The following is a 23,831-nucleotide window of genomic DNA, read 5'->3' as shown; positions in this document are numbered from 1 at the left end:
TCGTTTGGCGCGTGTAGACAAGAGAGACGTCCACAATGAACGATTTTTCCCGCACTTATTCCGGCGCCGGCTCGCTGGACATGTCGGTGGATGCCGGCCTGCGCAGCTTCATGCTCGGTGTCTACAACAAGATGGGGCTTGGCCTGCTGCTGTCGGCCGCCATTGCCTATGCCGTCGGGACTTTCCCGCCGCTGACCAATCTGGTTTTTGGCACGCCGCTGCTCTTCGTCGTCCAATGGGGTCCGATCGCCCTGCTGATCGGGTCCATGTTCTTCATGCGCAACCCGTCACCGACCGGATCGGCCATCCTTTACTGGGCCATTGTCGTGCTGATCGGTGCAAGTTTGAGCTTCTGGGTCGTGATCGCGTCCTCCGGGCAGGCCGTTCAGCGAATCGGCGGCGGCAGCCTGTCGGTCGATTTCGGCACGATTGCGCAAGCCTTCGTGATCACGGCTGGCTCCTTCCTGGCCTTGTCCGTCTTTGGCTACACCACCAAGCGCAATCTGATGCCGATGCAAAATTTCCTGTTCATGGCGGTATTTGGCGCTCTGGCGCTTGGCCTGTTGAACGCCTTCTTCTTCCATTCCGGCATGCTTGAGTTGCTGCTGCAATTCGCCGTCCTGCTGTTGATGGCGGGCGTTGTGGCTTGGCAGACCCAAGCGCTGAAGGTGACCTACTACCAGATCGCTGGCGACCAGCGTTCGATGGCCGTCATGACCAATATGGGCGCGCTGAATCTCTACATCGCCTTCGTGAACATGTTCCAGATCATCCTGTCCCTGCTCGGAAGTCGCGAATAGCGCGCCTGTTTCAGACAGACTTAAGAAACCCCGGAGCGTCGGCTCCGGGGTTTTTCTTTGCCCGCCCGCGGCAGATCGGGACTTAGTCGATGACCTGGAATTTCTTCTTGTCGAACACGGACATCACCTGGGTGAGGTCGTGCCCGCGTTTGAGGATTTGTCCTGCCATGGCGACGACTTTGAACTGACCCTGGCGATTGGCGTCGGCCGGGGTCTTGATCACCGAATACATTGGCATTTCGCTGTGGCGCCGGAAGATCGAGAAGACCGCCTCGGTCCTCAAACCGTCGATGGCATAGTCCTTCCATTCGCCCTGGGCGACGAAACGGCCATAGACCCGCAGGATCGCGTCGAGCTCGCGCCGGGTCCACATGACCGGTTCCGGCTTGCGTTTCGCGGAGGGCGACAGGGATTGCACAGACTTTTCTCCCACCGGTTGAATCGGTTCATTCAGCTTACAAACATTTCACGCGCTGCCGCAAAGTCGCCACATTCTGGGCGCGTTGCCGCCATACGGTCCCACCACCGTCTCACCTGTCGGCCGGTCGCAACAATGCCTCCCAGCCTGGTTTTAGACAGCCCCCCCAGCCCCCCGGGTCAAGAGGCTGCGGTCCGGTCGACACCCAAATTCCCCTCATGAAATGGACAACTTGCCTTGCCTCTGGCCAAGCGCGGCGCGTCGCGCTAACGCTAGTCCCGTCAGATCATGAGCTCTGCGAACCATGCTGGTTGCCGATCAACTCATCAAGGATTTCGGGTCCTTTCGTGCCGTCGATGGTGTGAGCTTCACCCTCGAGCGCGGCGAAGTGCTCGGCTTTCTCGGCCCCAATGGCGCCGGGAAGACGACCACCATGCGCATGCTCGCCGGTGGTCTGGAACCCGATGGCGGCCAAGCCGCGATTGCCGGTTTCGACTGTTCAACCGCGCGCCTCGAGGCCCAGGCCCGGCTGGGTTATCTGCCTGAAGGCGCACCGTCCTACCCGGCGATGACACCGCGAGGCTTCGTGATGTTCGGCCTGCGGGCGCGCGGCTTCACCGGCGGTGCGCTCTGCCGCGCCACGGATCTGGCGCTGGAACGGGCCAATCTCGGCGAGATGGCCAGTCAGCCGATCGGCACCCTGTCCAAGGGTTACAAGCGCCGCGCCGCCCTGGCCGCTGCGATTGCCCATGACCCGGCCGTCCTGATCCTCGACGAGCCGACCGACGGTCTTGATCCGAACCAGAAGGACGGTGTGCGCCAGCTGATCCGGGACATGGCTCCGGAAAAAGCGATCATCATCTCCACCCATATCCTCGAGGAAGTTCCGGCGGTGTGCTCGCGTGCCATCGTGATTGACCGCGGCCGGATCCTGTTCGACGGCACGCCGAACGCCTTGGCAGCATCAGGGCCGGACGATACGGTTGAGGGTGCCTTCCGGGCCCTCACCGCGGCGTCGACGGGCAAGGGGGTGGCGGCGTGATCCATACCCTGCATGCCGTCTATCGGCGCGAACTCACGGCCTATTTCCAGACTCCGCTGGCCTATGTTTTCCTGGCGGTCTTTGCCTTCTGTGCACCGGCCTTTGCCTTTCACATCGGCCGCTTCTTCGACACCAACCGGGCCGATCTGGCGCCGATGTTTGATTATCTGCCCTGGCTGTTTGTCGTGCTGATGCCAGCATTGGCGATGCGCGCCTGGGCCGAGGAACGTGATCGCGGCACCTTGGAATTCCTGATGGCGCTGCCGATTCCGCTCTGGGCTTCGACCGGCGGCAAGTTTCTCGCGGCCTGGACGATGGCGGCCATCGCGCTCGGCCTCACCTTCCCGATGTGGATCGCCGTCAACTATCTGGGCGCGCCCGACAATGCCGCCATCGCGACGGGCTATCTGGGTGCCTGGCTGATGGCCGGCGCCTATCTGGCGGTTGGTCAGGCGCTGTCGGCGACCACCTCAAACCAGGTTGTCGCCTTTGTCCTGGGCACCGGTGCCGCCTTCCTCTTGACCATGGCCGGACTGCCCTTCGTCCTGTCGGCGCTGGGCGAGAACGCGCCAGCGCTGCTGTCCGAATTCGTCGCCGGCCTGAGCGCGCTGGAGCATTACAGCGCTTTCCGTCATGGCGTGATCGGCCTGCCCAACCTCGTCTATTTCGCCGGTCTGATTGTCACGGCCCTGACGGTGGCCGGCGTGCTGATCGCGGAACGGCGCGGAGGTGGACGATGAAACGGCCGCTTTTCCTGCCCCTGATGCTGGTCAGCCTGGTTCTGATCTTCCTGGCCGGAAATGACCTGGCGGGACGCGGGTTCAGTGGCGCCCGGCTCGACCTGACCCAGGACGGCCTCTATCGCCTGTCGGAGGGTTCGCTGGCGGTGATGGACCGTCTTGATGAGCCGGTTGAGTGGCACTTCTATTATTCCCGGGCCGAAGCGGCGCAGTATCCGGCCATTCGGGCTTATGCGACCCGGGTTCGCGAATTCCTGGCCAGCTATGCCGACCGGTCCGGTGGCCGGATACGGCTCAATGAAATCGACCCGGAACCCTTTTCGCCGGACGAAGATGCGGCGCTCGAGGCCGGGTTGACGCCGATGCCGACCGATGGTGGTGACCGCTTGTTCTTCGGCCTGGTGGCCCGCAACTCGGTCGATGATCAGGCCATTATTCCGCTCTTCCGTGAAGAAGCCGAAGCCCGCCTTGAATACGATCTGACCCGTCTGATCGCCGATATCGAACGCCCGGCACGGCCACGCCTGGCGGTGCTCACAAGCTTGCCGCTCAGCCCCGATGACGGCGCCCCCAACACCTTCATCACCGAGCTGAATGCCGCCTACGAATTGGTCTGGCTGGGTCGCGATTTCGAAACCATCCCCGACGCCAGCGCCTTGCTGATCCTGCATCCGGGCACGTTGAGCGAAGGCCAGACTTATCTCATCGACCAGTTCGCCCTGTCACGCGGCCGGGTGGTCGCCTTCATTGACCCGCTCGCCCACATGGCCCTGCGCCCGGGCGCCGACGGTCTGCCGCCGCTCAATGCCAGGCGGGCGTCCGATCTCGGCCCGTTATTGACACGCTGGGGCCTTGGCTATGATCGCGAGAGTGTCGCCATGGATCGCCAACTCGGCCTGCCGGTCGAGATTGTTGAAAGCGATGGCCGTGCCCGCCGCCGTGCCTATCCGCTCTGGTTTGCCCTCGGCCAAAGTGAGATCAGTCAGACCGATCTGGCAACGGCAACGCTCGATCTGGGTCTGAATTTCGGCTCCCCCGGCTGGCTGGAAATCGGTCGCCTTGCCGACGGACAAATCACGCCGCTGCTTGCGACCTCGCCGGAAGGCGCTGTGCTTGATGCCGACATCGCCGCCGGTGCACCGGGGCCGGACGCCTTGTTGCGCGACTATGTGCTCGCCCCCAGCCCGCCCGTTCTCGCCGTGCGCGTGACCGGCATGATTGAATCGGCCTTTCCGGCCGGTCCTCCGGCCGGCGAGATCGCCTTCGATCCGGCCGATCATCGCGAACTGTCCGACGGGCCGGTCGACATCGCCATCGTCGCCGACGCCGATTGGCTGGATGACAGTTTCTACGTCCGCACCGACCCTGGAACGGGGACAAGTTTTGTCGCCGACAATCTGACCTTGGCGCTCAATCTGATCGACATGGCGGCCGGTGATCCGGCGCTAGTCAGCCTGCGGTCGCGGACGCCGTCTTTGCGCCCGATGACCCGCGTCGAACGCCTTCGCGCCGATGCCGAGGCGCGCTATGTCGCGGCCCAAGACGCGCTTGAAACCCAGATCGCGGACGCGGAAGAACGGCTCGACCGTCTGTTGGGCAGCGGGCAGGCGTCTGCCTTGTTGGCATCGTCGCGGGCCAGTGATCGTGAGGAAGCCATGCGGCTTCGCGCCGAAATCCTGCAGACCCGCGCCGAATTGCGGGCGATCGAACGCGATTTCCGTCGGGATATCGACGCGCTCAACGCAGACCTCCAGTTCTGGACGATCGGTGTGCCGCCGGCCCTGGTCATCCTGTTTGGCATTGTCGGCTCGATCGTTCGCCGCCGCCGGAGGCGCACATGAGCGTTCGAACCGACCAGCGCCGCCGCACCCAGCTTGTCATCGCCGCCAGCGCTGCTGTGGTCGTGACGGGCCTTGCCATTGCCGCGGCTGTAATGGATGCCCGGGAAACCTGGCGGCCTGATGTCAGCGGACCGGTCCTGCCAAGCTGGTCGAGCGCCGTGGCGTCGGCGCGGGAGATCGAGATCCATGGCAGCGAGCGCTTCAGCGTTGAACAGGTCGAGGGGGTCTGGCGCATGCCAAGCCGTGATGGCTATCCGGTTCGCCCGGAGCGTTTGGCTGAACTTGACGCCTATCTGGCAGCCCTGACCTATGAGGGCGCGCGCACGGCCAATCCCGCCCGCCTGGCGCGGATCGGCCTCGCTGAACCCGGCCAGGAAAACGGCGGTACCCAGATCAGCGTCCGCGGTGCGGATGGCGCGATGCTGGCTGAAATCCTCCTCGGCGAGACCCGGGGAGAGCGGGTTTATGTACGCCAGCCCGGTCGCAACCGCGCCTATGCGGCGCGGCTCGGCGATGGTGCCGTGGTGCGGCCGGACATGTTGCCGGCCGACGCGTGGCTTGATCTCGACTTTCTGGAGCTGGGCCTCAACGAGATTGCCCGGGCCGATGTCCAACCGGAAGCCGGTCCGGCCTACCGGCTTGAGCGCGCCGCGGCCTCGGCGCGAAATTTCTCACTGCGACAGCCCGGCGGCTGGCAGATGATCACGGCGGCCGCCGGCAATGGTCCGGCTGCGGCACTGGGACGGGTCCGCTTTCGTGACGTGCGCCGTGCAGACCGGTTGGGCGGTGAATTCGTCGCCGTCCACACCGCCGAGACCTTTTCCGGGCTTCGGGTCCGGATTGATGTAAAGGCGCTTGGCGCGACGCGCTGGGCACTGATCACGGCTTCGGCCATTACCGATGACGCCGAGACCGAGGCGGCGGCAATCAATGCCCGTGTCGAGGGCTGGGCCTATCTTTTGTCCGACCTCACGGTTGACCGTTTGATCCGGCCGCTTGACCGCATCGCCGACCCGCGCGCGGAGACCGAAGATGCGCCTTAACCAGATCACCATCCCGGTGCGCGAGATCGCCCGGTCAAAAGCATTTTATGAGCGGCTCGGTTTTCGGCTGCTGGTTGATAGCCCGCATTATTGCCGTTTCCTGGCGCCGGAGGGCGAGACGACTTTTTCGCTTCATGTCGAAGCGCCGGTCCAACCCGGTGCGGTCATCTATCTGGAATCAGATGATGTCGATGCAACCGTCGCGCGGCTGCAAGCTGCGGGCTTTGTCTTCGAGACCGAGCCGCGCGATGAAAGCTGGCTGTGGCGCGAGGCCATCCTGCTCGATCCGGACGGCCACAAGATCAAGCTCTATCATGCCGGTGAGAACCGCATCGACCCGCCCTGGCGCGTCAAGCCGCATGATACCGGGACGCGCTGACCGGATTTGATCGGCCTTTGTCATGTTCTCGCTGCGGGCCGGGTTCTAGTGTTTGCAGGCTGGAACCGGAGACAGACATGACCACATTGCGCCATATCGGATTTTTGTTGTTCGATGACCTCACCCAACTCGACTTCACCGGCCCGCTTCAAGTCCTGACCCGGATACCCGGCGCGAAGGTCCATCTGGTCGCCCGGGCGGCCGGCCCGGTTCGGACCGATTGTGGCCCCTTCATCCTCGCCGATACTTCATTCCAGGACTGCCCGCAGCTCGACCTGATTTGTGTGCCGGGCGGGTGGGGTGTCGATGCGGCGATGGAAGATGCCGCGACGCTGGCCTTCCTGCGCCGCCAGGCCGAAGGCGCGCAATTCATCACCTCGGTGTGCACCGGTGCCTTCGTGCTGGGCGCCGCCGGTCTGCTGGCAGGTCGCAAGGCGACGACGCATTGGCGCTATCATTCCGCCCTGTCGCGCTTTGGCGCCGAACCGGTCCGGGAGCGCGTTGTCCGGGACGGTAATCTGTTCACCGGCGGCGGTGTCACCGCCGGCATTGATTTCGCCCTGACCATCGTCAAGGAGCTCTATGGCGACGGGGTCGCCCAGGCGGTTCAGCTGGGACTGGAATACGACCCGCACCCGCCGGTTGACAGCGGGACGCCGGAAAAAGCATCTGCGCTCGTTCTGGACGCCGTCGAGAGCCGTTTCGCACCGCGCTGGGAGGCTTTCCTGCAAGTCGTCGACCGGGTTGCCGACACGGCTGATGCCTAAGCCGATGCAGGGCTGGTGTCGGTACCGGGTTCTCCGACCCGCATCAAACGGTCGGCGGCGGCGCGGGCGAAGCGCAGCGTCAACGCCTTGCGGCGGGCCGGCGCCAGTGTGAGCACCGGGCTTTCCCGGATGATCGCGCCGCCAAACCCGTCAGCAATGATCAGCCCGGCATCGTCAGGGATGACGTCGCGCGGAAAACGTTCCGACACGGCGAAGTACAGCCGGTCGCAATAGCCGGCATAGTTCGTCCATTTGCTGTCGGCGCGAAAGTCGGCAATGCCGGACTTGATCTCGACAATGATGATCTCGCCCTTGCGCCCGAGCGCCGCCAGATCGGCCCGACGCCCGTCCGGCAGGATGAATTCGGGAATGGCGCTGAACCCCATATGCCAGAGCAGACGCGCCGCTCCGCGCATCAGCGCTTGGGCGTCGTCAATCCGGGGATTGGCGGCGGAGGCGGTATCATCAAGGCTCATGACGTCAGTTTGTTCCATATATGTTCCGGCCGCAAGTCCAGGACTGAATGTCCGGTTTCCAGTGCTCCCGCGCTCCGCCACACTGTGCCGTCAAGACAGGCTGGAGAGCTCATGCCCAAGCACCAAACGGCACCGTCGATCGAGGATTTTGAAGCGCTCGCTGCGAGCGCATTCGAGACACTGCCTGCGGAGATGCGTCACTTGTGCGCAGGACTGGAGATCTTTGTCGCCGACTTCGCTGACGCAGAAACCCTCGCGGCGGTCGGTCTGGATGACCCATTCGAGCTCACCGGCGTCTATATCGGTGTCGATCTGTCGCAAAAATCGGTGGCCAATCCGTCGCCCGAACCGGATCGCGTCATCCTGTACCGGCGGCCGATCCTCGACGAATGGGCCGATCACGGCGAGATTCCGCTCGGTGAGCTGGTGACCCATGTTCTGGTGCATGAAATCGGCCATCATTTCGGGCTGTCGGACGATGACATGCACCGGATTGAGGACGAGGCGTAGCATCAGGCCGGACGGGTCCTGCCACGCGAACACACAAAAAACCCCGCCAGCCAAGCTGACGGGGTTTTCGTGTCGCAATCGCGAAAGGAGAGAGGGACTAGCCCTTCTTCTTCGGCTCGCGCTTTTCGATGCCACGACCGGAGACGCGTTCGGCGATACGGGCCGACTTGCCGCGACGATCGCGCAGGTAATACAGCTTCGCGCGGCGGACCTTGCCCTTACGCTTGATCTCGATCTGCTCGACATTCGGCGAGTAGAGCGGGAAGACCCGTTCGACGCCTTCACCGAAGGAGATCTTGCGAACGGTGTAGCTCTCGTTCAGGCCACCGCCATTGCGGGCGATGCAGACGCCTTCATAGACCTGGATCCGCTCACGTTCGCCTTCCTTGATGCGAACATGGACGCGCAGCGTATCGCCGGCGCTGAAATCCGGAATTTCCTTGTCACCCAGGACGCGGGCGGCTTCTTCTTGTTCAAGCTGCTCGATCATGTTCATCGTGCATTCTCCTTGCGGGCCTTGTACCTCGTCCAGAGGTCGGGGCGACGCGCCTTCGTAATTTTCTCTGCCTGTTCCCGGCGCCACGCCGCGATGCGGCCATGATGCCCCGACAACAGGACCTCCGGGATCTCCCGATCCTCAAACACGCGCGGTCGCGTGTAGTGAGGATATTCGAGGAGATCACCCTCGAAACTCTCATCCTCGGCCGACATCGGGTCGCCCAGCACGCCGGGGAGAAGTCTCACACAGGCCTCGATGAGAACCTGCGCGGGCGCTTCGCCCCCGGCCAGCACGGCATCGCCAACACTGACCTCTTCCATTTCACGGCTTTCGATCACCCTCTGGTCGAGGCCTTCGAAGCGTCCGCAAAACACGACAACGCCCGGACCCGTCGCCCATTCCCGAACCCGGGACTGGGTCAGCGGTTTTCCGCGCGGCGTCAAATAGATCAACGGTCGTTTCCCGCCTTGCCAGCGAGACTGCACCGCATCAATCGCCTCCGTCGCGACATCCGGCCTGAGCACCATACCGGCGCCTCCGCCAGCAGGGGTGTCGTCCACGGAGCGGTGCTTATGACGGGAAAAATCCCGGATGTCCACAGTTTCAAGCGCCCACAACCCATGATTCGCAGCTGTTGCAATCAGCGAAACACCCAGCGGTCCCGGAAAGGCATCCGGGAACAGGGTGAGCGCGGTCGCGGTCCAAGGCAGGGAAGGGCTGGTGGCGTCAGTCATGGCGCGCGGGTGTAGCAGGGATGGGGGCGAGGTGCCAGCGCATCGGCGCCTCCGCTGGGGATCTGGCGCAGCGTTGGCAGCACACTAGACAAAGGGCAGAGCCTCGCTGTCAGCAAATGGTCCAGTGGAGTGAGGTGACCCGCTCCCAATGTCCATTCCGAAAGGCGAAAATCGAAACAACGTCGCGGGCGCGCCGTGTGCTTTCGATGAAGATGGCCTTCTGTCCGAACTCGTCAAACACAGGCCGAGACATTTCGATCAACCTATTGACGGGCAATCCCGGTGCGGAAATCCCACAGGCACCGTAGTGGACATCTGGAATATAGTCAGGGTGTCCCGGACTGAGCAGGCCTCTGCGAGCGATGTCCCGGATGGCAACTGCTTCCTGCTGGCGAAATTCAGACGCGTTCCCCCAATGCGCTTCGAAGCGCTGCGCGCAGTCCGCCAAGCCGCCTTCATTCCAAGAATCCCAAAGTTCCTGGAGCATATGCGGTGGAAATGCCCGCAACGCATCGCCCCATTCATCATTGCGCCATTCATCAGCGCCATCTTGATTCAGGTGAGCCTGAAACTCATCATAACTCGCCCAGTAAAAGCCGTTATTCCGAGCGTACTCCCGGGCGTAGACCGTTTGGCCGTCTGCTTCATTGGACATCCGACCAAGGTCTGAGAGCAATTGACAGGCCCACACTCGACCCGGTCCGTCTTGTGCGACGGCGCTGGGAAAAAGTGAGAGGACAGCCAAAAGACCGACAAAGGCGAATGAAACGCTGAAACGCTGAATCTTGCGGGTCATATGCCCGATAAAGCCACTGCAATGAGACGGATTCAAGACCTGCCGGGCTTGCTGCGCGCCTACTCTCCCGCCTCTTCCTCAGCCTTCGAGCCGATATCTTCCGGCGGATCGATCGTCACCACACCGTCGGCAATCGAGACATGCGGGACGAAGTCGCGCGTGAAGGGGAGCATCCAGCTGCCGTTTCGGTCGGGCGTGCCGGTGATTTCCAGCAGGTCGCCGGAGCCGAAATCATGAACTGCCTTCAGCGTGCCCATCGGGCTGCCGTCGAGCGACTGGACTTTCAGGCCGAGCAGGTCGGCATGGTAGAATTCATCATCCTCGAGCGCTGGCAGGGCCGCGCGTGGGATATAGAGGCGCGTGCCCTTGAGCGCCTGGGCCTGGTCTCGACCGAGCGGTTCGGCGAAGCGGACGATGAAGCCGTCCTTCACCGGACGCGCTGATTTCGGAGTCAGGAAAGGCTTGCCGTCGGCGTCGAGGAATTGGCCATAGGTGAAGGCGTCGGCCGGGTTGCCGGCAAAGCTCTTGGCCTTGCATTCGCCCTTCACGCCATGAGCGCCGGCAAGGGCGGCAATGAAGACGAGATCGTCGGCGGGCGTTGTCATGGCAGCCTAGCTTTCAAAGGGAGGTGGATTCCCCCTCTCCCTCGATCCCTCCCCCCGGGGGGAGGGAAGTCGGGTGTGACATCACAGGTATTGTTCTCCCTCTCCCTGGGGAGAGGGTCAGGGAGCGGGGGAAATCCCGGTGCCGCGAATTCGGGCACCCATTCCCCCGCTCATCCAGGCAGAAAAAACCGTCCTATTCGGACTTGGCTTCTTCGGCAGCAGCGTCTTCAGCCGGCGCTTCAGCAGCGGCGTCTTCGGCCGGGGCTTCTTCAGCAGCAGGCGCTTCGGCAGCGGCCTTGGCTTCCTCGGCGGCAGCCTTGCGTTCGGCTTCCTTCTCGGCCTTCTCGGCAGCGAGTTCCTTGGCTTTCTGGCCCGGCTCGGCCTTTTGCGGGTTGTTGCCGGCTTCCCACTTCCAGGCGTCAGCCTCGATCTGGTGGATGAAACGGCCCACGCGGTCGGTCGGCTTGGCGCCCTTGGCCAGCCAGGCCTTCACTTTTTCCATGTCCAGCTCGACGCGCTGACCATCTTTCGGCAGCATCGGATTGTAGGAACCGATCTTTTCGATGAAGCGGCCATCGCGCGGCGAACGGCTGTCGGCAACGACGATACGGTAATAGGGACGCTTCTTGGCGCCACCACGGGCGAGACGGATTTTCAGAGACATAGTTCTAGTCCTTCAGGTCAAGATTTATTCGTCGATAATCAAACGCCCGCACGGGAGTAGATTGGGCTCTTCAGCCCATGCGGGTGTGTTGGATGGGTTCGGGAAGCGCAGTGTCACGTGGAAGCACTCGTCCTGATCGTCTTCGAGGCGGTGTCGCCAGCGAGCGATCGACAAACGAGCCGCGCCCTCTGCCTCGTTTATCAGCAATTCTCCCGCCTGCTCCCGCAAGTCGGGGCGCACACGGTCCATTTCAAAGTCAGACTCGCAAGTGACGTGAATGTATCGGGGCAGCAGGGTGTCGCCACGTTCATTCGGGCGAAGCTGGTAGCTCGCCCGGCATTCGTGATGCCCATTCAGCAGCGCCGTAACCGGCAGGTCGTGTTGCGGCATCACAGTAACCAGCGGAGCGAGCGCCGATGTAATAACGGAGATCATGGCTTCTTCGTTCCCGGCAAACCAGGCAGGCCACCGCCCGAAGTGGGCCCACCCAGACCGGGCAGTTGCGTGCCGGACGGGGCCTTGCCGCCGAGCAGGTCCTGGGTGGCGCGGCCCATATCGGCGGGGTTCATGCCGCCCATCTGGCCGCCCATGCCCGGAGGCATGCCGCCGCCCATACCGCCCATCATGCCGGCGAGACCGCCGCGGCCACCCTTGGAGGCCTTTTTCATCATGTCAGCCATCTGACGGTGCATCTTGATCAGCTTGTTGACGTCGGCGACCTGGACGCCCGAGCCGGCGGCGATCCGCTTCTTGCGGCTGGCCTTGAGGATTTCCGGCTTGGCGCGTTCCTGGCGCGTCATCGACTGGATGATGGCTTCCTGGCGGGTCAGCATCTTGTCGTCCATGCCGGCGGCCGCCGCCTGGGCCTGCATTTTCTTGTTCATGCCCGGCAGCATGCCCATGATCCCGCCAAGACCGCCCATGGTCTTGAGCTGGCCGAACTGCTCGCGCAAATCGTCGAGATCAAACTTGCCCTTGGCCATCTTCCTGGCCATGCGGGCGGCTTTTTCCTCATCGACATTCTGCGCGGCTTTTTCGACCAGCGAGATGATGTCGCCGCGGCCGAGGATGCGCCCGGCGACGCGCTTGGCGTCGAAGGCATCCAGCCCATCGGGCTTTTCCGACACACCGAGAAATTTGATAGGCAGGCCGGTGACGTGGCGCATCGACAGCGCAGCGCCGCCCCGGCCGTCACCGTCCATCCGGGTCAGGACCAGGCCGGTCAGTGGCAGGCGGTCATGGAAGCGGCGGGCGGTCTCGACGGCGTCCTGACCGGTCAGGGCATCGGCCACCAGCAGGGTCTCGCGCGGATTGGTGACGCGGGCGATGTCATGCGCCTCGGCCATCATGTCTTCATCGATCGAGGTGCGACCGGCGGTATCAAGGATGACGACGTCGAAGCCCTGCAGCTTGCCAGCGTTCATGGCGCGTTTTGCGATGTCGACGGCGCGCTGGTTTGCGACGATCGGCAGGAAGGCGACGTCGATCTGGCTGGCCAGCTGCTGCAGCTGTTCCATCGCCGCCGGGCGGCGGGTGTCGAGCGAGGCCAGCAGGACCTTTTTCTTCCGGGTTTCCTGGATGCGTTTGGCCAGCTTGGCCGAGGTCGTGGTTTTACCGGAACCCTGCAGGCCGGCCATCAGGATCGCGATCGGCGGTTCGCCGTCCAGCGACAGGCCGACCGGCTCGCCTTCGCCGCCGAGCAGGTCGACGAGAGCGTCGTGGACGATCTTGATGACCTGCTGGCCCGGCGAGACGGCGCGGATCACGTCTTCGCCGATAGCGCGTTCGCGGATCTGCTTGGTCGCAGCCTTCACAACGTCCAGGGCGACATCGGCCTCGAGCAGGGCAACGCGGATTTCGCGCAGCGCCGCATCGACATCCTTCTCCGACAGCACACCGCGCCCGGTAAGCTTGTCGAAGACGCCGCCAAGTCGTTCTGTGAGTGTGTCGAACATCAAAACCTCAATCCATCGCCATCAATGCAAAGCAAAGCGACCCCGCTGAGCGAAACCTTCGCCGAGCAGGGTTCTCGCCGACCTCCCCCGACCAGTTGGTGCGGATGTGCCGGTAAGACAAGCGTGATGCTTGCATGATGAAGCGGGGCTAGTACGTGCCGTGTGGAAAAGAGTCAAGCCGGTGCGCGTTGGCGCCCGTCGTCTCAGCGCGTTTCGGACACGGTGTCGGCATCGCTGGCGATGATGACGCTATCGCTTTGGCTGAAGCTCAGCCCTGGACGGTCGGGACGGGCCGACAGCATGGCGCCGAACAGGGACGCAAAGATCAGCGCTGCCGTCAGCCACAGAAGGGCTGTCTTGGCGAGCGTGCTGATTGCGAATTGTGCCTTGGCCATGTTGTCCTCTGGGCGGAATGCCCGGTTTTATACGCACGTTGATTTCAGGGCCGAGTCCCTTAACGGACCCCTACTGGTGGGCGTTTGAAGCGCGTTTAGCGTTAAGACATGCAAAATACGCCTCAAACTGTCTTTCTGGCGTATCGGATGAATGTGGCCTGAATATGGGAGCATGTTTGTCCCGTTCAAGAGGGGTGATGACTGGCCGGGCGCCGGGCCGGTCCTGGGCGCCGGCCTGCCCGCCGGGTATATGAGGCGGACAGGGCCGACGCGGGTTGAGCGGGCACGTTTTTTGGAGGGACAACCCGTGCGCCGCTCGGGGGCATGAGCAACTACGCGGCCTGAGCGGAAGTGGATCACTCGGGTGGGTGTTGATTTGTGTCCCGATCAGTCCGGCTGCGCAGCGCATCCCGGACACGACCAGCTCGCAGGCACAGCCATAGGCCCGCCCAGACATTGCCGATAAGTGGAAGGGGCAGAATCCAGAATAATCTCCAGCGCCAGTCCCGCTCGATGCCAGCGATGAAGAAGGCCGCGATCAAAAAGCCGAAATAAAGGTCACCGAGCGTGACCAGGCCCCAGGGGTGGCTTGTCAGCCAGGCGCCGGCGGCGCCGAAATCACCAGTTTGGACGGCCCATGCAATCAGCGCGGTCAGGCCGAGCGCCCCGACAAGCGCGACAAGACGAGTTATGTTCGGTCCGATACGGGATTCTGACGGGATCATGCCTCTGCTACGCGGTGCTGCGGGCGGTGGATCAGTCCTCGATGGCCGGATCGATACACTGCCGAACCGGTTCACGGCTGTGCTCCGGGAATCGGGCCCGCCAGCAATCCTCGAAGACCGAGCAATAGCAGACTTCATAGCTCATCGCGTGCCGTACTTCGTCGAGCGCGTCCCAGATCGCCCGGCCGCGTGGCTGGGTTTCGGCATCCGGTCGGTCGAAGGCGATGTAGCCAATTTCCTCCTGGGGGGCGAGGAAGCGCCGCTGGACATTGTCGAAGACGAGATTCAGCTGACCGTCCCGGAAGGCATTATACATGTAGGGCATGCGCGCGTCGGTCGGGATTTCGTCAGGAAGACAGCAACGGGCCATGAAGGCCGATGTGTCGCGGATGATCTCGCCGTCCCAATACATGTTGAAATAGCGAATCTCGGCCGGGCCGAGACCGGTATTCTTGACGTTGATCGTCATCACCCAGGTTTCGCGATCATCATCGATATTGCCGCTATCAACCTGGATGACCGGCATCACCGAGGCCTTCATCGTCCGGTCCATGACGATGCCCTGGAAAACGGCCACAAAGAGGGAGGCAAGCGAGATGACGACGACGCTCACGGCCACGATCAGCTCGAGCATGCGATGTTGCGATTTCATGATGACCCCCCGATCCGTGCGGACTGCCAGCCTAGCCTGATTTCGGCATGTTTCCAGCGCTCGCCAATCCGGCCCATCGCTTCGCATCGCGCTCGATCAGATCGGCCGCGTGGGCGACGCCGTTCTCGCTGCGGAGTTGCTCACCCACGGCGGCGCAGCGACGGGTGATGACCTCGTCTTTTGCCAGCCGTCTGAGGGCGCGGGCGAAGCGCCCGGCTGTCAGGTGATCAGGGCGCAAGGCCTTTTGACCGAGCCCGGCCTCACGCAGTCGCTCTGCCCACCAGGGCTGGTCGACCATGAAGGGGGTGACCAGGCTGGCCTTGCCGGCCGTCAGAGCTGCCGCGGTCGTGCCAGCACCGCCGTGATGGACAATCAGGCGACAGCGCGGAAAAAGAAGGTCGTGCGGGGCGCCGTCGATCACCAGCATGTCCGCTTGGGTCGTCGCCGGGAGTTCGGCCCAGCCGCGGGCAATGATGCCGCGCAGGCCTGCCTTGCGAAGTCCGCTGATCGCTGCGGTGACAAGCCGGGTCGCGTCGCCGGTGACCATGGATCCGAAGCCGACATAGACGGGCGGGTCGCCACCCTGGAGAAAGGTCTCGATCTCAGGTGCCAGTGTTCGGGACGTTTCCGGCAGGACCCAGTTACCGGTCAGCACGCTGTAATCATCCCAATCATCCGGGCGCCGCAGGATGTGGGCGGAGTTGGCGGTCAGACGCAGGCAGGGTTCGCCGCGATGCCGGCCATAGTCGAGGCTATTGCCGACCGGGGCGAGGCCAAGCGATTTGCGAAGGGCGTTGAACTTTCTGCGGAAGGGCATCATGCCCAGTCGCAGTGGCGCCCAGCTCAGCGCATTGAGCCAGCGGGCCCGGTTGCGGGCCATCACGCCGGGCATCGGAAAGCAGCGGGTCGGGCTGATAATGGGCAGCGGTGCGCCGAGGATGAAGCCGGCGCCAACCGCTTCCGCACCGCTGGCCGAAAAAAGCGCTTTCGGGTGAGCGATGACCATGTCGGCATCTCGCGTACCCTCGACCGCCTCTTTCAGGCACGCATCGATCATCGGGTCGATCATCTCGGCGCGATGGGTGTAGGCTTTGAGCGGATTGCGGGTCACTCCCAGCGCCTCGGCCCGGCGAAGGAAATCGCCCATGTTGAAGTCGAAAGCCCGGGCCGGCAGTCCGAAGCTTTCAATCCACGCCGTGAAATCGCGTGGCGCCGAGAGCGTCACGGCATGTCCGCGGGCCTGCAATTCCAGCCCGAGGGCCAGATAGGGTTGGACGTCGCCGCGTGTGCCGAAGGTGTGAATAGGGATTTTCAAAACAAATCGGCCCTCCATATCGCCCGTATCAGGGAAGGTGGAGGGCCGGTTCGTTTGGGTTCAATGTGAATGGCAGCGGGCTTAGATAACGGCCGGGTCGCGGAAGCGGTCTTCGTCGAGCTCGCCTTCCCATTTGGCGACCGCGGTGGCGACGGCGGCGTCGCCGGTCACGTTCACGGCGGTGCGCGCCATGTCCATGATCCGGTCAACCGGCAGGATGAAGCCGACGATGATCGCGGTGTGTTCGGGCGTGACGCCGAAGGTCTCAAGGACGATGGCGAGCAGGAAGAGAGAGGCGGAGGGAATGCCCGCTGCGCCGATGGACACGATGGCCGCCGTGAAGGCGATCATCACATAGTTCATGAAGGTGAGATCATAACCGAAGGCTTGCGCCGTGAAGAGCGCGAGAATCCCCAGATAGAGTGCCGTGCCATCCATGTTGATGGTCGCGCCGAGCGGCAGGACCGACCCGGCCACGGACTTCTTCACGCCGAGATTGTCGGACGCGGCCGCAATGGTCACCGGCAGGGTGGCCGATGACGAGGCGGTCGAATAGGCCACGGCGATCGGGTCGGTCATGCCGCGGAAGAAACGCATCAGCGGCAGGTTGAGGATCACGCGGACGAGAATGCCGTAGGTGATGACCGCGTGGGCGATCAGACCGAGATAGACCGCCGTAATGAGTACGAGGATGGACTGCAGCGCTTCGAGGCCTTGGCTGGCCGCGGTGTAACTGACCAGGGCGAAGACCCCGAACGGTGCCACCTCCATCACATAATGGGTAATTTTCAGAACGACTTCCGAGGCCGAGTTGAACAAATCGCCGAGCGGCTTTCCGGCGGCTCCCGTCGACAGGATGGCGACGCCAAGGAAAAGGGAGAAGAAGATGATGGCCAACACATCCCCGTCGGCGAGCGCGGCGATCGGGTTGGTCGGGACGATTTCAAGCAGACGCTCAGTGACCGATGGCGGATCGGTGTTGACCGGCACCGCTTCGACGCCTGCCAAATCCACCCCGGCACCCGGCCGGAACAGGGTGCCGAAGGTGAGGCCGATGACATTCGCGAAAAAGGTTGTCACGAGATAGAGCGCGATGGTCTTGATACCCAGCGAGCCGAGTTTGGATGGTTTGCCCATCGCGATGACACCCGCGACCAGCGTGGTGAAGATCAGCGGAACGATCAGCATCCGGATCAGATTGATGAACAAGAGGCCAACCGGGCGGATGTAGGTGTCAATCCATTGCGTGGCCGCGTCCTGGCCCATCGTGCCGGAGGCTACCAGACCGAACACGACCCCCAGCACCAGTGCTGCCAGCACGCGCTGCCACAATTTGACCTTGAACCACCAACCCATGAAGTCTCTCCCCGATCCATGCACGCCGCATGGGCGCGTTGTTGGGATCGCACACTAGTGGGTGGGCCGACGCGGTCAATCTTTTGGGTTTGTTGGCCGGGAGCGGCCGGACTCAGCCGGCCTTGGCGGTGTAGCTCGCCTTCAGGATCAGCGCTGGCAGGTTGAACGCAACTGCGCCGATGCCAGCCAGGATCAACAGCGATGTGCCGCCGCCGCTGCCAAGCAACAGGCCGAGTGTGATCAGTCCGGCACCGAAAATCGCGGTCCGGGCCGTACGCAGCCAGGAGATGTCGTTATAGCTGCGGGCGCGGTCGATCGTGTCTGTTGAAAACCAGACACGCCCGCCACGGACATCATGGTCGGTGCGAGTGGTACGGCGCGGAAGCGGGTCGAGCGTATGATCGATAAGAGACATACGCTCATTATACGGACTTTTTTACAGGATTCAACAACGCTGTTGGCAACCCCGGTTAGCCATCTTTATTCAGCGCTTTGAGGTGAGCATTGAGGCTCACCCCAATTGTCGCGGAAAGGCCGATACTCAGGACTCGGCGGACAGGACTGCTGCGACGGCGTTGACCGTCGCTGCGATCCGGACCGCGGTCTGGATCTGCGTCGTGCTCAGGCCGTGCTTGCGCAATTCGGCCTCGTGGCTGTCGATGCAGAGACCGCAGCCATTGATCGCCGAAACGGCGAGCGACCAAAGCTCGAAATCGGCCTTGTCGACACCGGGATTGGCGATGATGTTCATCCGCAGCTTGGCCGGCAGCGAGCCGTATTCCTTGTTCTTCGACAGGTGGATGAAGCGGTAATAGACATTATTCATGCCCATGATCGCGGAGGCCGCCTTGGCGCCGTTGATCGCTTCCGTGCTGAGATGGGCATCGGCTTCCGCCTTGATCGCGGCGAGCAATTTCGGCTCTCCGACCGCATGCGCGGAGGCGAGGAATGTGCCCCATTTCTTCTGCTCGTCGAGTTCGGTTTCGCGGGCCAGCGAAGACAGGTTCAGCTTCAGGTCCTTGGCGTATTCGGGCAGGTCATTCTTCAGGGTATCAAGCGACATGGCGTCTTCCTGTCTGGTCGGGTGTTGCGGCGTGAAACGGGATTGGTGGCGGACCCTCCAAGGGGTGGGGAGGACCCGCCAACCGGGGCTGGTTACAGCGTGTCGCCGCCGAGCGGGCGGTTGCACGGGCACAGCTCGTCCGTTTGCAGGGCGTCGAGGACACGCAGCGTGTCTTCCGGATTGCGACCGACATTGAGATTGGTCACATAGACGTGCTGGATGACATTGTGCGGGTCGACGATGAAGGTCGCGCGGTAAGCGACGCCGGCGTCGGAACGGATGCCGAGGCTGTCGATCAGCGAGCCGGTCGTGTCGGCAAATTGCCACATGCCGAGCTTGTCGAGATCCGGGTGCTCGCGGCGCCAGGCCAGCTTGCAGAACTCATTGTCCGAGGAGCCGCCCATGACGATCGCGTCGCGATCGGCAAATTCTTCGGCCAGGTTGGCAAAGGCGACGATCTCGGTCGGGCAGACGAAAGTGAAGTCCTTCGGGTAGAAGAAGATGACCTTCCACTTGCCTTCAAAACTGTCCTGGTCGATCGGTTCGAAGGCCGACTCACCATTCTCTTCATGGGCGTTAAAGCCCGGCTTCACGCCTGTGATTTCAAACTCGGGAAGCTTTTCGCCGATACCCAGCATGCTGTCTCTCCTTTGGACGTGGCGGCTTGATTGCCGACCTTGGAATGGCGTCGATATGCTGCGCCGCATACAATAAATCCAATGGATTGTTTTTAGATAACCTATAGGTATTATCAATACGAATGACCCAGCTCCCGACCCTTCGCCAACTACAATTCATCATCGCCCTGGCCGAGCATGGAAGCTTCTCCCGCGCGGCCGAGGTGGTGTTTGTCACCCAGCCCACTTTGAGCGCTGCCATCAAGGAGTTGGAGACGATATTGGGGACGGTTCTGGTTGAGCGCGGCGCGCGCGGTGCCGTCCTGACGCCGGCCGGCGATGCCGTGCTGGAGCGGGCGCGGCGGGTCATGACCGAGGCCGAAGACCTGGTGATCGCCGCCCAGGCAGCTGGCGAGCCCCTGGCCGGCCCCTTCAAGCTCGGCGTGATCCCGACGATCGCGCCCTTCTTGCTGCCGCAAGTATTGCCGGCCCTGCGGACCCGCTTTCCCGATATCGAACTTTTCTTGCGCGAAGATCTGACCGATCGCCTGTTCGACGCGCTGCGGGATCGGCGCCTGGATGCGGCGCTGGTGGCGCTGCCCTATGACGCGCCGATGATTGAAACCCATGCCGTGTGGTCGGACGAGTTCCTGTTTGCGGCGCCTCCGGACCATCCCCTGACGCATCGCAAAACCCTGTCGCCTGCCGATCTTGCAGACGAGCCACTTCTCTTGTTGGAGGACGGGCATTGTCTGCGCGATCATGCGCTCGCAGCCTGCTCGACGGGCTCGGCCCGGTCCGACTTTGCCGCGACCAGCCTGCACACCCTCGTCCACATGGTGAAGTCGGGCCTTGGCGCGACTCTGTTGCCGCGTATGGCGGTAGATGCCGGCCTTGTTGATCGCATGGGGCTTGAGGTCCGCGCCTTTGATCCGCCGGTGGCGGGCCGCGAGATTGGCGTGGCCTGGCGCAAGGGTTCGGCTCGTGCCGACGAGGCGATCCAGTTGGGGGACGCGATCCGCGATATCCTGGAAGCCCCGGACGGGGTTTAACCAGTCCCGCCAGCCTGCGGCATGACGACACGCGACACGGCCTGCCGGACTTGCTAGTTTCTGTCCAGACAGAAATGGGTGAAAGCGACCATGATGAAGCTCTCCGCGCCAATGCAGCGCTTCGTCCTCCATTGGGGAGAAATGGGGGCTCGCTGGGGCGTCAATCGCTCCATCGCGCAGATCCACGCCCTGCTCTATCTCGCTGAAGCGCCGTTGCATGCCGAGGATATCACCGAGGTGCTGCAGATCGCCCGGTCCAATGTTTCAAACTCGCTCAAGGAATTGCAGGCGCTCGGCCTGGTCCGGCGCGAGCATGTGCTGGGTGATCGGCGCGATCACTTCAGTGCCACACACGAGCCATGGGACATGTTGATGGCGATCGCGGAGGCCCGCAAACAGCGCGAAATCGACCCGATGATCGAGATATTGCGGGAATGCGCGGAGGCTGCCGAGCAGGATCCTGACACGCCGCGGCTTGCCGTCGAACGCCTGCGTCGGATGGAGGGTTTTGTCGGCAATCTGACCGGCTGGTACGCCCAGATCCGAAAATTGCCCCAGGGCACCTTGCTCAAACTGATGCAGATGGGCAGCCGTATCGCCCGTTTCGTCGGCGGGTGAGGCGACGCCGATGAGCCATCTGTATCAAGCCCTGCTGGGGCCGGACTGGGATAGCCTGCCCGCCGTGACGCGCCTCTTGCACGCGCCGGATCCGGCGGTCCTGCTGGAAGGTCATGTCGACATTGAACGCGGCGGCAACCCCTTGGCCCATCTCGTGGCAATGCTGCTCGGTTTGCCGCGTGCCGGCGCTGGTCAGCCGGCTCTTGTCCGTGTCAGCCGCGACGGCGACGGAGAACTCCTTGAGCGCTGGTATGACGGCCGCCATTTTGCGACCTGGCAGGGCCGCGAGGCCGGGCTATTGGTCGAACGTTTCGGCCCGTTCAGACTGAGTTTCGCACTGGCCATGGATGCCGGCGTGTTGGGTTTTCACCAGCGTGGCGTGGCCCTCTGGGGCATCGCGTTGCCGCAAGCATTGGCCCCCGCCATCGTTGCAAGCGAGTGCGGTGACGCGGCGTCTCACAGGTTCGACGTGATGTTGCGCCTGCCATTGCTCGGCCAGATCATCCGCTATCGCGGTGAGTTGAGGCCGGCCGAAGAATGAGCGTCATTGCTCAGAAAAGCTCGAGCACCTGCTCCGGCGGGCGCCCGATCATGGCCTTGTTGCCATGGATGACAACCGGGCGTTCGATCAGCTTGGGATATTGGGTCATCGCCTTGAACAGGGCTTCCTCATCCTCGACGGCCTTGAGTCCCAGCTCGCGATAATCCGGCTCGGCCTTGCGCAGCCATTCATGCGCTGAAACAAAGCCCAGCTTCTTCATGACGGCTTTCAGTTCGGCGACGCTGGGGGTGTCGTCCATATAGTCCCGCACTTCCAGCTCACCGCCCCGCGCTTCGAGCAAGGCGAGTGTCTGCCGGGATTTCGAACAGCGCGGATTGTGCCAGATAATGGTCGAATCGGTCATTTGGTGTCCCTCAAGAACAGCCATGAAAGCCGGTCTTGTGCTGCAACATCAAGTCTGGGCCTGCGTTTCATCTGCATTTTTACCGCTCAGGAATCGTTTTCGCTCGCCGTTGAGAGCAGCGCTCGCGCTGCTTCCAGGTGCAGGCGTTCCACCATGTTGCCATCCAGCGAAATCACGCCTTTGCCGGCGTTGTCGGGATCAGCGAAGGCCGCGACGATCTTTGCCGCCTGTTCGAGATCCCGGGAGGTCGGACCAAAATAAAGATGGGCGAGATCAACCTGCCCCGGATGGATCAGCGTCTTGCCATCAAAACCGAGCGTCCGGCCCTGTTCCGCCTCGGCCCGGAACCCTTTCGGGTCGCGGAAATGATTGTAAACACCATCAAGCACGTAAAGGCCGCGGGCCCTTGCTGCGCAGACCATGTTGACGAGATGCGGCACTAGCGCGAGGCGGTCCTGCTCGGACGAACAGCGCAGCTCCTTGCAAAGGTCATTAGTGCCGGCAATGAGGCCGGCCAGCCCGGTACCAACCGCGCTGGCGATTGAGTTGAGCGCGAGCAGGGCGCGCGGCGTTTCGATCATGGCCCAGATCGGTACCGAGGAGCCGTGTGAGCTGAGCGCCGAACGGGCGGCATGCAGATCGCCAACTTGCTCGACCTTCGGCAGGACAATGGCGTCGGCCCGTGCGGCGGCACGAATATCGGCGGCGCCCCACTCCGTTTCCAGAGAATTGATGCGTACGGCCCGGATCGCGCCCGACACATCCCAGTGCCGCATCGTGTGGTCGACCAGCTCGCGCGCTTCAAGCTTTTCATCCGGCCCGACCGCATCCTCGAGATCCAGGATCAGCAGGTCGGCGCCGACATGGGCCGCCTTCTCGATCGCGCGCGGTTTCGACGCGGGGACAAAGAGGGCGGAGCGGATCAGTCGGCGCATCAAGTCGTTTCCGGGGGCTTCTGCTCGGTGAGGTTTTGGATATAGCATGCTTTCCATGCCGATGGCGCTGATCCTTTCCAGTCATGTCGCCGCCTCCATGGTTGGAGGCGGGGCGTCGCAGCGCGTGCTGAACGCGGCAAAAATCGACACCGTGCTGGTCCCGACCGTGCTTTACGGTCGGCATCCCGGCTGGGGCGCGCCGGGCGGCGGTCCGGTCGAACAGGATCAGTTCGAGGGTATCCTGTCGGGTATTTCGGATCAGGGGCTCCTGGATATCACGGATATTGTCCTGACAGGTTATTTCGCGGATGTCGGACAGATTTTCGACACCGCCGCCGTGATCGATGTGGTGCGCAAGGGGCGCCGGGTCAACAAGGGCGTGAAGGCCTTTTCCCGAGAACCGTTCGTCGTGGTTGATCCGATTATGGGCGATGCGCCGGGCGGACTTTATGTTTCCCCCGCCATCGCGGCGGCCATCAAGGATCAGCTGATCAGTCGTGCCGATCTGGTCACGCCCAACCTGTTCGAGCTTGGCCATATCACCGGACGGCCCCTCACCGATCTCGCCTCGATGGTGCGCGCGGCCCGCGCAATGGCCCGCCCGGTCCTGGTCTCCTCCCTGCCCCGGCACGGGCAGATCGGGGTGCTCTATGTTGATGAGCAGCAGGCTTGGCTGGTCGCGCACGACCGTTTGCCGAAAGCCCCCAACGGCACGGGTGATGCGCTGACCGCTGCCTTCATCAGCCGCATCCTTGCCGGCGATGATGCCAAAACCGCCCTTGAACAAGCCGTTGCCGCCACGGTTAGCCTTGTGATGCGGGCGCAGGAATGGGCGGCGCCGGAATTGCCGCTCGTCGCTGCCGCAGACGTGTTGGTCAAACCGCTGGTCACGCTGGAAGCCGAGGCGGTCCAGACTGCTTGATCGCTGC

The 23,831-nt window shown here is 63.0% G+C and carries 31 protein-coding genes; 12 read left to right on the top strand and 19 right to left on the bottom strand.

What is annotated here, in order from left to right; translation table 11 throughout:
- Window positions 1-35: 35 nt before the first annotated feature.
- A complete protein-coding gene (locus tag C7435_RS10000; protein ID WP_121211237.1) occupies window positions 36-800 on the top strand; it encodes a Bax inhibitor-1/YccA family protein in 765 nt (254 codons plus the stop codon).
- A gap of 82 nt (window positions 801-882) precedes the next feature.
- Here C7435_RS10000 and C7435_RS09995 read toward each other — a convergent pair whose 3' ends face one another.
- On the bottom strand, window positions 883-1,218 hold the full coding sequence (locus tag C7435_RS09995; RefSeq protein ID WP_121211430.1) for a DUF2794 domain-containing protein: 336 nt from the start codon (window positions 1,216-1,218) through the stop codon (window positions 883-885).
- Window positions 1,219-1,522: 304 nt separating this feature from the next.
- On the opposite strand from C7435_RS09995, the gene C7435_RS09990 reads away from it, so the two are divergent.
- From C7435_RS09990 to C7435_RS09965, 6 genes are all read left to right on the top strand, one after another.
- Window positions 1,523-2,260, top strand: a complete 738-nt coding sequence (locus C7435_RS09990) for an ABC transporter ATP-binding protein (RefSeq protein WP_121211235.1) — start codon at window positions 1,523-1,525, stop codon at window positions 2,258-2,260.
- Window positions 2,260-3,000, top strand: coding sequence for an ABC transporter permease (locus C7435_RS09985; RefSeq protein ID WP_407658356.1), 741 nt, complete (start codon window positions 2,260-2,262; stop codon window positions 2,998-3,000). Before C7435_RS09990 ends, C7435_RS09985 begins: the two co-directional genes overlap by 1 nt.
- Window positions 2,997-4,841: a GldG family protein gene (locus C7435_RS09980; RefSeq protein ID WP_121211232.1), complete on the top strand. Its 1,845-nt coding sequence runs from the start codon at window positions 2,997-2,999 to the stop codon at window positions 4,839-4,841. Before C7435_RS09985 ends, C7435_RS09980 begins: the two co-directional genes overlap by 4 nt.
- Entirely contained in the window at window positions 4,838-5,884 is a 1,047-nt protein-coding gene (locus C7435_RS09975) for a DUF4340 domain-containing protein (RefSeq protein WP_121211231.1), read from the top strand. Before C7435_RS09980 ends, C7435_RS09975 begins: the two co-directional genes overlap by 4 nt.
- Complete coding sequence (locus C7435_RS09970) at window positions 5,874-6,263, top strand: VOC family protein (protein WP_075190130.1); 390 nt, start codon at window positions 5,874-5,876, stop codon at window positions 6,261-6,263. Before C7435_RS09975 ends, C7435_RS09970 begins: the two co-directional genes overlap by 11 nt.
- 77 nt (window positions 6,264-6,340) lie before the next feature.
- The gene (locus C7435_RS09965; protein ID WP_121211229.1) at window positions 6,341-7,030 is read left to right on the top strand and encodes a DJ-1/PfpI family protein; all 690 of its coding nucleotides are present in this window, start codon (window positions 6,341-6,343) and stop codon (window positions 7,028-7,030) included.
- Here the strand turns inward: C7435_RS09965 and C7435_RS09960 are convergent.
- The gene (locus C7435_RS09960) at window positions 7,027-7,524 is read right to left on the bottom strand and encodes an MmcB family DNA repair protein (protein WP_083635098.1); all 498 of its coding nucleotides are present in this window, start codon (window positions 7,522-7,524) and stop codon (window positions 7,027-7,029) included. The genes C7435_RS09965 and C7435_RS09960 overlap by 4 nt on opposite strands.
- 93 nt (window positions 7,525-7,617) lie before the next feature.
- Here C7435_RS09960 and C7435_RS09955 point away from each other — a divergent pair, with 93 nt between their 5' ends.
- Entirely contained in the window at window positions 7,618-8,016 is a 399-nt protein-coding gene (locus C7435_RS09955) for a metallopeptidase family protein (RefSeq protein ID WP_075190128.1), read from the top strand.
- A 97-nt stretch (window positions 8,017-8,113) separates the two neighbouring features.
- Here the strand turns inward: C7435_RS09955 and rplS are convergent, their stop codons facing one another.
- The 15 genes from rplS to C7435_RS09880 all read right to left on the bottom strand — a co-directional run bounded on the left by rplS (window position 8,114) and on the right by C7435_RS09880 (window position 19,413).
- Window positions 8,114-8,512, bottom strand: coding sequence for a 50S ribosomal protein L19 (gene rplS / locus C7435_RS09950; RefSeq protein WP_075190127.1), 399 nt, complete (start codon window positions 8,510-8,512; stop codon window positions 8,114-8,116).
- On the bottom strand, window positions 8,509-9,249 hold the full coding sequence (gene trmD / locus C7435_RS09945) for a tRNA (guanosine(37)-N1)-methyltransferase TrmD (protein ID WP_075190126.1): 741 nt from the start codon (window positions 9,247-9,249) through the stop codon (window positions 8,509-8,511). The genes rplS and trmD overlap by 4 nt, the downstream gene beginning before the upstream one ends.
- 109 nt (window positions 9,250-9,358) lie before the next feature.
- Window positions 9,359-10,045, bottom strand: coding sequence for a hypothetical protein (locus tag C7435_RS09940; RefSeq protein ID WP_075190125.1), 687 nt, complete (start codon window positions 10,043-10,045; stop codon window positions 9,359-9,361).
- A gap of 59 nt (window positions 10,046-10,104) precedes the next feature.
- Window positions 10,105-10,650 carry a ribosome maturation factor RimM gene (gene rimM, locus C7435_RS09935; protein WP_075190124.1) on the bottom strand — a complete coding sequence of 182 codons (546 nt, stop codon included), beginning with the start codon at window positions 10,648-10,650 and terminating at the stop codon, window positions 10,105-10,107.
- A 193-nt stretch (window positions 10,651-10,843) separates the two neighbouring features.
- On the bottom strand, window positions 10,844-11,314 hold the full coding sequence (rpsP, locus tag C7435_RS17320; RefSeq protein WP_121211227.1) for a 30S ribosomal protein S16: 471 nt from the start codon (window positions 11,312-11,314) through the stop codon (window positions 10,844-10,846).
- A gap of 24 nt (window positions 11,315-11,338) precedes the next feature.
- The gene (locus C7435_RS09925) at window positions 11,339-11,749 is read right to left on the bottom strand and encodes a hypothetical protein (RefSeq protein ID WP_075190122.1); all 411 of its coding nucleotides are present in this window, start codon (window positions 11,747-11,749) and stop codon (window positions 11,339-11,341) included.
- A complete protein-coding gene (gene ffh / locus C7435_RS09920; RefSeq protein ID WP_121211225.1) occupies window positions 11,746-13,269 on the bottom strand; it encodes a signal recognition particle protein in 1,524 nt (507 codons plus the stop codon). Before ffh ends, C7435_RS09925 begins: the two co-directional genes overlap by 4 nt.
- A gap of 203 nt (window positions 13,270-13,472) precedes the next feature.
- Window positions 13,473-13,664: a hypothetical protein gene (locus C7435_RS09915; RefSeq protein ID WP_075190120.1), complete on the bottom strand. Its 192-nt coding sequence runs from the start codon at window positions 13,662-13,664 to the stop codon at window positions 13,473-13,475.
- A 356-nt stretch (window positions 13,665-14,020) separates the two neighbouring features.
- Complete coding sequence (locus C7435_RS09910; RefSeq protein ID WP_121211223.1) at window positions 14,021-14,389, bottom strand: hypothetical protein; 369 nt, start codon at window positions 14,387-14,389, stop codon at window positions 14,021-14,023.
- Between the two features lie 31 nt (window positions 14,390-14,420).
- Entirely contained in the window at window positions 14,421-15,041 is a 621-nt protein-coding gene (locus C7435_RS09905; protein ID WP_143742992.1) for a hypothetical protein, read from the bottom strand.
- A gap of 31 nt (window positions 15,042-15,072) precedes the next feature.
- On the bottom strand, window positions 15,073-16,356 hold the full coding sequence (locus C7435_RS09900; protein WP_158025597.1) for a glycosyltransferase: 1,284 nt from the start codon (window positions 16,354-16,356) through the stop codon (window positions 15,073-15,075).
- Window positions 16,357-16,437: 81 nt separating this feature from the next.
- A complete protein-coding gene (locus C7435_RS09895; protein ID WP_075190116.1) occupies window positions 16,438-17,712 on the bottom strand; it encodes a dicarboxylate/amino acid:cation symporter in 1,275 nt (424 codons plus the stop codon).
- 112 nt (window positions 17,713-17,824) lie between these two features.
- On the bottom strand, window positions 17,825-18,127 hold the full coding sequence (locus C7435_RS09890; protein WP_075190115.1) for a hypothetical protein: 303 nt from the start codon (window positions 18,125-18,127) through the stop codon (window positions 17,825-17,827).
- Between the two features lie 126 nt (window positions 18,128-18,253).
- Window positions 18,254-18,775 carry an alkylhydroperoxidase, AhpD family gene (locus C7435_RS09885; RefSeq protein ID WP_075190114.1) on the bottom strand — a complete coding sequence of 174 codons (522 nt, stop codon included), beginning with the start codon at window positions 18,773-18,775 and terminating at the stop codon, window positions 18,254-18,256.
- Between the two features lie 92 nt (window positions 18,776-18,867).
- A complete protein-coding gene (locus C7435_RS09880) occupies window positions 18,868-19,413 on the bottom strand; it encodes a peroxiredoxin (protein WP_075190113.1) in 546 nt (181 codons plus the stop codon).
- A 122-nt stretch (window positions 19,414-19,535) separates the two neighbouring features.
- Between C7435_RS09880 and C7435_RS09875 the strand changes: the two genes are divergently transcribed.
- From C7435_RS09875 to C7435_RS09865, 3 genes are all read left to right on the top strand, one after another.
- A complete protein-coding gene (locus C7435_RS09875) occupies window positions 19,536-20,444 on the top strand; it encodes a hydrogen peroxide-inducible genes activator (RefSeq protein WP_121211222.1) in 909 nt (302 codons plus the stop codon).
- A gap of 93 nt (window positions 20,445-20,537) precedes the next feature.
- Window positions 20,538-21,062 carry a GbsR/MarR family transcriptional regulator gene (locus C7435_RS09870; RefSeq protein ID WP_121211429.1) on the top strand — a complete coding sequence of 175 codons (525 nt, stop codon included), beginning with the start codon at window positions 20,538-20,540 and terminating at the stop codon, window positions 21,060-21,062.
- 10 nt (window positions 21,063-21,072) lie between these two features.
- A complete protein-coding gene (locus tag C7435_RS09865; protein ID WP_121211220.1) occupies window positions 21,073-21,603 on the top strand; it encodes a DUF4166 domain-containing protein in 531 nt (176 codons plus the stop codon).
- 10 nt (window positions 21,604-21,613) lie between these two features.
- Here the strand turns inward: C7435_RS09865 and arsC are convergent, their stop codons facing one another.
- Complete coding sequence (gene arsC, locus C7435_RS09860) at window positions 21,614-21,967, bottom strand: arsenate reductase (glutaredoxin) (protein WP_121211218.1); 354 nt, start codon at window positions 21,965-21,967, stop codon at window positions 21,614-21,616.
- A gap of 86 nt (window positions 21,968-22,053) precedes the next feature.
- Window positions 22,054-22,902 (bottom strand): HpcH/HpaI aldolase/citrate lyase family protein, encoded by an 849-nt coding sequence (locus tag C7435_RS09855; protein ID WP_121211216.1) that lies wholly within the window; start codon window positions 22,900-22,902, stop codon window positions 22,054-22,056.
- A 46-nt stretch (window positions 22,903-22,948) separates the two neighbouring features.
- Between C7435_RS09855 and C7435_RS09850 the strand changes: the two genes are divergently transcribed.
- Window positions 22,949-23,824, top strand: a complete 876-nt coding sequence (locus C7435_RS09850; RefSeq protein WP_121211215.1) for a PfkB family carbohydrate kinase — start codon at window positions 22,949-22,951, stop codon at window positions 23,822-23,824.
- Window positions 23,825-23,831 lie beyond the last annotated feature (7 nt).

Source organism: Maricaulis maris, from assembly GCF_003634045.1.
Classification (GTDB): domain Bacteria; phylum Pseudomonadota; class Alphaproteobacteria; order Caulobacterales; family Maricaulaceae; genus Maricaulis; species Maricaulis maris.
Note: the sequence above shows the minus strand (reverse complement) of the source record. Positions and strands in the feature narration are given on the sequence as shown.

Bases quoted from the DNA above. Each gene is read 5' to 3' on its own strand.
- C7435_RS09965 (WP_121211229.1), top strand. From the start codon at position 6,341: ATGACCACATTGCGCCATATCGGATTTTTGTTGTTCGATGACCTCACC.
- C7435_RS09925 (WP_075190122.1), bottom strand. From the start codon at position 11,749: ATGATCTCCGTTATTACATCGGCGCTCGCTCCGCTGGTTACTGTGATG.
- C7435_RS09960 (WP_083635098.1), bottom strand. From the start codon at position 7,524: ATGGAACAAACTGACGTCATGAGCCTTGATGATACCGCCTCCGCCGCC.
- C7435_RS09850 (WP_121211215.1), top strand. From the start codon at position 22,949: ATGCTTTCCATGCCGATGGCGCTGATCCTTTCCAGTCATGTCGCCGCC.
- C7435_RS09910 (WP_121211223.1), bottom strand. From the start codon at position 14,389: ATGATCCCGTCAGAATCCCGTATCGGACCGAACATAACTCGTCTTGTC.
- C7435_RS09875 (WP_121211222.1), top strand. From the start codon at position 19,536: ATGACCCAGCTCCCGACCCTTCGCCAACTACAATTCATCATCGCCCTG.
- ffh (WP_121211225.1), bottom strand. From the start codon at position 13,269: ATGTTCGACACACTCACAGAACGACTTGGCGGCGTCTTCGACAAGCTT.
- C7435_RS09885 (WP_075190114.1), bottom strand. From the start codon at position 18,775: ATGTCGCTTGATACCCTGAAGAATGACCTGCCCGAATACGCCAAGGAC.
- trmD (WP_075190126.1), bottom strand. From the start codon at position 9,249: ATGACTGACGCCACCAGCCCTTCCCTGCCTTGGACCGCGACCGCGCTC.
- C7435_RS09970 (WP_075190130.1), top strand. From the start codon at position 5,874: ATGCGCCTTAACCAGATCACCATCCCGGTGCGCGAGATCGCCCGGTCA.
- C7435_RS09955 (WP_075190128.1), top strand. From the start codon at position 7,618: ATGCCCAAGCACCAAACGGCACCGTCGATCGAGGATTTTGAAGCGCTC.
- C7435_RS09890 (WP_075190115.1), bottom strand. From the start codon at position 18,127: ATGTCTCTTATCGATCATACGCTCGACCCGCTTCCGCGCCGTACCACT.
- C7435_RS09880 (WP_075190113.1), bottom strand. From the start codon at position 19,413: ATGCTGGGTATCGGCGAAAAGCTTCCCGAGTTTGAAATCACAGGCGTG.
- C7435_RS09975 (WP_121211231.1), top strand. From the start codon at position 4,838: ATGAGCGTTCGAACCGACCAGCGCCGCCGCACCCAGCTTGTCATCGCC.
- rimM (WP_075190124.1), bottom strand. From the start codon at position 10,650: ATGACAACGCCCGCCGACGATCTCGTCTTCATTGCCGCCCTTGCCGGC.
- C7435_RS09865 (WP_121211220.1), top strand. From the start codon at position 21,073: ATGAGCCATCTGTATCAAGCCCTGCTGGGGCCGGACTGGGATAGCCTG.
- rpsP (WP_121211227.1), bottom strand. From the start codon at position 11,314: ATGTCTCTGAAAATCCGTCTCGCCCGTGGTGGCGCCAAGAAGCGTCCC.
- C7435_RS09905 (WP_143742992.1), bottom strand. From the start codon at position 15,041: ATGAAATCGCAACATCGCATGCTCGAGCTGATCGTGGCCGTGAGCGTC.
- C7435_RS09980 (WP_121211232.1), top strand. From the start codon at position 2,997: ATGAAACGGCCGCTTTTCCTGCCCCTGATGCTGGTCAGCCTGGTTCTG.
- C7435_RS09870 (WP_121211429.1), top strand. From the start codon at position 20,538: ATGAAGCTCTCCGCGCCAATGCAGCGCTTCGTCCTCCATTGGGGAGAA.
- C7435_RS10000 (WP_121211237.1), top strand. From the start codon at position 36: ATGAACGATTTTTCCCGCACTTATTCCGGCGCCGGCTCGCTGGACATG.
- C7435_RS09855 (WP_121211216.1), bottom strand. From the start codon at position 22,902: ATGCGCCGACTGATCCGCTCCGCCCTCTTTGTCCCCGCGTCGAAACCG.
- C7435_RS09895 (WP_075190116.1), bottom strand. From the start codon at position 17,712: ATGGGTTGGTGGTTCAAGGTCAAATTGTGGCAGCGCGTGCTGGCAGCA.
- arsC (WP_121211218.1), bottom strand. From the start codon at position 21,967: ATGACCGATTCGACCATTATCTGGCACAATCCGCGCTGTTCGAAATCC.
- C7435_RS09915 (WP_075190120.1), bottom strand. From the start codon at position 13,664: ATGGCCAAGGCACAATTCGCAATCAGCACGCTCGCCAAGACAGCCCTT.
- rplS (WP_075190127.1), bottom strand. From the start codon at position 8,512: ATGAACATGATCGAGCAGCTTGAACAAGAAGAAGCCGCCCGCGTCCTG.
- C7435_RS09990 (WP_121211235.1), top strand. From the start codon at position 1,523: ATGCTGGTTGCCGATCAACTCATCAAGGATTTCGGGTCCTTTCGTGCC.
- C7435_RS09940 (WP_075190125.1), bottom strand. From the start codon at position 10,045: ATGACCCGCAAGATTCAGCGTTTCAGCGTTTCATTCGCCTTTGTCGGT.